The following is a 5,192-nucleotide window of genomic DNA, read 5'->3' as shown; positions in this document are numbered from 1 at the left end:
TTAAATTTTATTAACTTTTTACTCTGACTCAATAAAGGAGAAAAACGATGGAGTACATCTTTAGTGCGGGTAATCAAGCTCTTTGGGCTGCGGGTAAGCTGATCCAAGTGACAACCAATACAGGTCAACTTTTACCCATATTAAGAGATCCGAGTACAGGTCAATTTGTTGAAATTGCTAAAAGTTTAGCGGTTGATCATGGATCTTTTTCACCTTTGATCGCTGCTAACCCCCTTGTAGCAGGGGGAAATATGGTTATCAAAGCAGGTAAAATGTATCCGAATCATCAGGAATTTCAAGGAGTTTTAGGACAGTTAAATAATTTACAAAGCAGTTTAGGGGTTTTACAAGGAACTACTGCTGTGATTGGTGTGGGTGTAGCTGTTACTGCGGCTCTTTCTGCGGTGAATTTATGGCAAACTTTAAAATTACGAGAAGATGTTAAACAACTAAGATTAGAAATAAAAGACGGATTTATTGATCTCAAACAAGCGTTAAGAAATCAAGGATTAGAAGTTATTCAACAGATTGATCAAGTTGCTCAAGATATTACTTTTAATCAACACCGTTTAGAGTTTATTAAAGCTTATAGCCGATTTTTAGAAGCTACCAAACTGATAAAAATTGCTACCTCTATTCAAGATATTAATGCTAGAAATGTTGAGTTATCTAACGCTCGACAAACCTTAAGTGAATCTTTGGCAATTTATAATAGTCCTCACATTCTTTCTGAAACGTCAACCGCAGGTCAACTGAGACGATATGAATGTTCTTGGGTTATTGAACAAGCGATCGCGCTAACCTATTATTTACAAGGAGAACCGAAAGCATTAAGTGATCGTCTATCCTATTTTCAAAATAAAATCCGTCAAGATACTTTAAACGTGATTGAAAATTGCCAAACGCAAGACGAGTTAGATTTTATTTTTCCTGAAATTACCCGGATTCATAATCATGATCTAGCAGGTTTAGAACTCTGGAAAAATCAAGTTAATTGGTTCAATAGTTTACCTCCTTCTGACTTGAAATTGTTAGAAAGCGTAGATTTGAACGAGGGGGAGTTAAATTCTGTTTCTAATTTAGAATCATGTTTAGATGTTATTGAGAAACCACCAGAACAGATTTTTTATGAAAATATTAAACAAAAATCACATTCTTCCTCCTTAAAGCAACAGCTTAAATTTTTAATGCGTTCTACTTTACGGAAAGAAGCGGAAATTTATGTCAGTAAAAATGCTGAAAATTTTGGTTATAAAACATTAAATATAGCTAATTTAGAAAAATCATCTAATTTAACAGTTGCTAATCTTTATTGGTATTTTAAATTTAGAGAAGAATCAGAAGAACAAATCGAGGAAGAAGTTAGTCTTTAAACCCAAACTTATATTTTTGTAGGGTGCGTAAGCAACGCGCAAGTACCATTCCTTGATCAATTAATTCTCACAAATTTAAGAAAGAATGATCTATAAATTTTGATGTGGTGCGTGCGCTGCGCTTACGCACCCTACGGTTTGATGGTGGTAAATAGGGCGGAATAATCATCGTTTGATTTTCCGAGTTTTTGGGTTGCTTCTAATATTGCTTTTACTCCTGCTAACGAACTCGCATTTAACCCCATTTTGACCGCTTCTTGTAAAAACAAATTCGTGTCTTTTAATAAATGTTTAGTAGGAAAATTAGGATTTTCATAATTTTCTTCTAACATCCGTTGTAATTTTTTATCAAAGGTGGGAGCATATAACGCACTTTTGCGTAAAATATCCATGAATAATTCGAGATCAACTCCTTGCTGTTGAACAAAATTTAAACTTAAGGCGAAAGCGGTTGTTAAGGAAGCAATTAATTGATTTAAGGCTAATTTTAACGCAGCCGCACTTCCGACTTCCCCAATATATTTCGGTTCTCCTAAGAATTTTAACAAATTCAACCATTGATCAAATTGCGCCTCTGTAGAACCTACCATAATTTGTAATGTTCCCGCTTTCGCTTCAGGAATACTTCCCAAAACAGGTGCTTCTAAATAGTTTCCTCCCGCTTTCAGAATTTCTTTTTGAATCGTTTTACTATCCGTTGGCGAAATTGTTCCCATAGAAATCACTGTTTTTCCTGATAAAAACGATTGAAATTCTGAACGGAACAAAACCGACTCAATGGCGTCTTGATTGGTTAACATTAATAAAATACAATCACTGGTCGCAATTAAACCTTGAGGTGTTCCCGCTACTGTCGCCCCGGCTTCTCTTAACGGTTCGACTTTAGATGTTGTGCGATTATAGACAATAACTGGATATCCAGTTTCAAGTAGTCGCATCGCCATCGGAAACCCCATTAATCCGGTTCCGATCATCCCAATTCTCATTTGATATTCACTCCCATTGACTAGAACTTTCTATGATCAGTTACAGTGGCTTCCATCTTGCAACCTAGATCATCATAAAGCTAAAATTTAATAACTACAATTTTCGAGATTTTAAAACCATCAAGGCTCATCTGTTAACCTTTCTTGAGGTGTAAGCTCATGAAACTCGGTGAAATTTTGGTGCGTAAAGGTTTAATTTCTTCAACCCAAGTTGAACAAGCCATTACAGTTCAAAAAATTTGCTATTTAAAATTAGGAGAACTGTTAGTAAGCGAAGGTTGGATTCAAACTACTGATATAGAACAAGCCCTTTTAGAACAAAAATGGCGACAAAAGGGCTTGTGGGTTATTGATTAATTTTTACCTGAATTAAAATCCGTGTTTAATGAGTTTAAAGCGAATAAAGTTTATCTTCAAATAAATCTTCTCCAAAAACAGGGGTAACATTTTGAAACCCTAAGCTTTCCAAATAAGATTTCCAGGCGTCCGAGGAATCCTCTATTTCTAATGCACCCAGTACCCTAGCAACATCTGCGATCCAAGGAACAGTCCAAATGGTGTATCCTTGCCAATTAGATTCTACCGATAACCAATCTGGGATAGTATGTTTTCTAATCGGGCTAGAAAGTTCCCAACTCGCCCGAAAACAGTAGATTTTACTAGAATTCAACATCATTGTTCTAGGCGTTTGAACGATAAATAAGTCTAAGATTGGATAGGCGGTAAAAAATTAGCAGAACAGTTAATTATCACCCTAATGAAAAAATAGGATAACTTCCCATTTTTAACGGTATCCTGCATCACAAATTCTCTAAAAAAGCTCTAATCAATAAAAATATCTTCCGAACAATCACTCGCTCGATGTTGCCAATTAATATTAGGGATCTTATTAAATCCTTGTTTAAGGCACTCTTCCCAAAGTTTGCGAATTTCTGCTAAATAAGGATCACCCAAACGTAATTTCAGCCAATTCTTAATTTCAAACGTATCCTTTTCATACATAATTAAATTAATGGGGGGCCCTACAGAAATATTAGATTTCATCGTAGAATCAATCGAAAGTAAAGCACATTTAGCCGCCGCTTCTAACTCAGTCTGAAAACTCAGTGTTCGATCCAAAATCGGTTTACCATATTTGGTTTCACCAATTTGTAAAAACGGCGTTTCCCGGGTAGCATGAATAAAATTACCTTGACTATAAATTAAAAATAAACAAGGGTCTTGTCCCTTAATTTGACCCCCTAAAAGCATCGAACATTGAGGCTCAATCCCATCCTTACGCAGCCACTTTTCATCAAGTTCTTGAATTTTTCTAAGTTTTGAACCAATATAACGAGCCACTTCATACATCGAAGGAAGGGTATGTAAATTAACATCTTCCTGGGTTTTGAGATCTCGCTCTAATTCACTGACAATTCCCTGGGTAATTGAAAGATTACCAGCCGTACAGAGTAAAACAGCGCGATCGCCCGATTTAGAAAAATCGAATAATTTCCGATAGGTAGAAATATAATCAACCCCAGCATTTGTGCGGGAATCTGCCGCAATCACTAAGCCAGTATTGGTAATAATGCCCAAACAATAAGTCATAGAAAGTATCAATAAAATTTAGTAACTCACCAAAAGGAAAAGAATAGACTTTTGAGCGCAAAACTGTCAACAGTCAACCCCCAACACCTGAATTCAGATTTCAGCTATGATGATCTCAAATCAACCCCTATCGTTTATGGAGGGCCAGGGAACTGGTTAAACGTTATCGAAACGATTTATGGTCAACTCCAAGGTCTTAAACCCAGTCAGCTTAAACGGTTGCAAAACCTCTATCATCAAAGACTACCGGGCGATCGCATTACAACCGCAGAATTCGCCCAGCGACTGGCGGCCATCAGCACAGAAGTCGAACAACCTCTGTGCGCCTATATTAACCGTCGGGGACAAGTAATTCGCGTGGGGGTCGGAACCCCTCGCCAGACCCAAATTCCCCCCTTAGAACTTCCCCGTTATGGGGATGGGCGTCTGAGTGGAATTCGCTGTATAGCCACCCAAACCACGACCGAACCCCCGAAAGAATCAGCCCTCACTGCAATGGCCATTCAACGGTTAGACGTTCTCGCGGTTCTCACGTTAACCGGAAGTGGGTTTCAACGTCGAGGAGGAGGTGAAACAGGTTATGTCAAAGACACCTATCTCGCTCACCTTGTCCCCGAAATCGACACCGCCCATTCTCAACACATTGATAATGGTTTCTCCGCCATTCCTTATTATTTGTCCTTACCGATGAGTTTGGATGTTCTGTGTCAACAGGACTTTCTGGATTTAGTTAATGGCCTAGAGGCAGAATTTGAACGGGAATTTGTCGCCCGTGAAGTCGATTCTAGCCAAGATAAAGTCCTCTTAGTCGGGGTCAAAACCGAGAAAATCTCTCCCCAACGCTTTGAAGATGGGTTAGCGGAATTGGTGCGTTTAGTGGATACCGCCGGGGGTCAAGTGTTACAAACCTTACGCCAAAAGCGATCTCAACCCCACCCGCAAACTGTTGTCGGCGAGGGAAAAGTCCAAGAAATCGCCTTAGTTGCCCAAACCATCGGGGCTAATTTAATTGTCTTTGACCGAGATTTATCTCCAGCCCAAGTTCGTAACTTGGAAACCCAAATTGGGGTCAGGATTGTAGACCGAACCGAAGTCATCCTTGATATGGGTAAAAGTTGACCTGTATTGGTTGTCACTTGGATCAGCTTACCCGCAGCCCAAAGAGCTTGATTACCCGCACTAAAGATGTACTCCATCGTTTTTCTCCTTTATTGAGTCAGAGTAAAAAGTTAATAAAATTTAA

5 protein-coding genes and 1 pseudogene are annotated in these 5,192 nt (G+C 38.4%); 3 read left to right on the top strand and 3 right to left on the bottom strand.

Translation table 11 applies throughout. The annotated features are described in order from the left end of the window. The first annotated feature begins 47 nt into the window (after nucleotides 1-47). Entirely contained in the window at nucleotides 48-1,373 is a 1,326-nt protein-coding gene (locus tag ACKPEB_RS03660; RefSeq protein ID WP_408963436.1) for a hypothetical protein, read from the top strand. Between the two features lie 131 nt (nucleotides 1,374-1,504). On the opposite strand, the gene ACKPEB_RS03655 is transcribed toward ACKPEB_RS03660, so the two are convergent. Then, nucleotides 1,505-2,359 (bottom strand): NAD(P)-dependent oxidoreductase, encoded by an 855-nt coding sequence (locus ACKPEB_RS03655; protein WP_408963435.1) that lies wholly within the window; start codon nucleotides 2,357-2,359, stop codon nucleotides 1,505-1,507. A gap of 159 nt (nucleotides 2,360-2,518) precedes the next feature. On the opposite strand from ACKPEB_RS03655, the gene ACKPEB_RS03650 reads away from it, so the two are divergent. Continuing rightward, nucleotides 2,519-2,716, top strand: a complete 198-nt coding sequence (locus tag ACKPEB_RS03650) for a hypothetical protein (protein WP_408963434.1) — start codon at nucleotides 2,519-2,521, stop codon at nucleotides 2,714-2,716. A 34-nt stretch (nucleotides 2,717-2,750) separates the two neighbouring features. On the opposite strand, the gene ACKPEB_RS03645 is transcribed toward ACKPEB_RS03650, so the two are convergent. Both ACKPEB_RS03645 and ACKPEB_RS03640 read right to left on the bottom strand, forming a co-directional pair. Then, nucleotides 2,751-3,035 (bottom strand): hypothetical protein, encoded by a 285-nt coding sequence (locus tag ACKPEB_RS03645; RefSeq protein WP_408963433.1) that lies wholly within the window; start codon nucleotides 3,033-3,035, stop codon nucleotides 2,751-2,753. A 146-nt stretch (nucleotides 3,036-3,181) separates the two neighbouring features. Further along, nucleotides 3,182-3,949 carry a peptidase gene (locus tag ACKPEB_RS03640; RefSeq protein ID WP_408963432.1) on the bottom strand — a complete coding sequence of 256 codons (768 nt, stop codon included), beginning with the start codon at nucleotides 3,947-3,949 and terminating at the stop codon, nucleotides 3,182-3,184. A gap of 165 nt (nucleotides 3,950-4,114) precedes the next feature. Between ACKPEB_RS03640 and ACKPEB_RS03635 the strand changes: the two are divergent. Beyond that, nucleotides 4,115-5,056 (top strand): annotated as a pseudogene (locus tag ACKPEB_RS03635) (GTPase HflX); the annotation flags it as partial. Nucleotides 5,057-5,192: the final 136 nt, after the last annotated feature.

The organism is Planktothrix sp. (assembly GCF_046067725.1).
Classification (GTDB): domain Bacteria; phylum Cyanobacteriota; class Cyanobacteriia; order Cyanobacteriales; family Microcoleaceae; genus Planktothrix.
The sequence above is the reverse complement of the archived record's forward strand: the minus strand, read 5'-3'. Positions and strand labels throughout refer to the sequence as shown.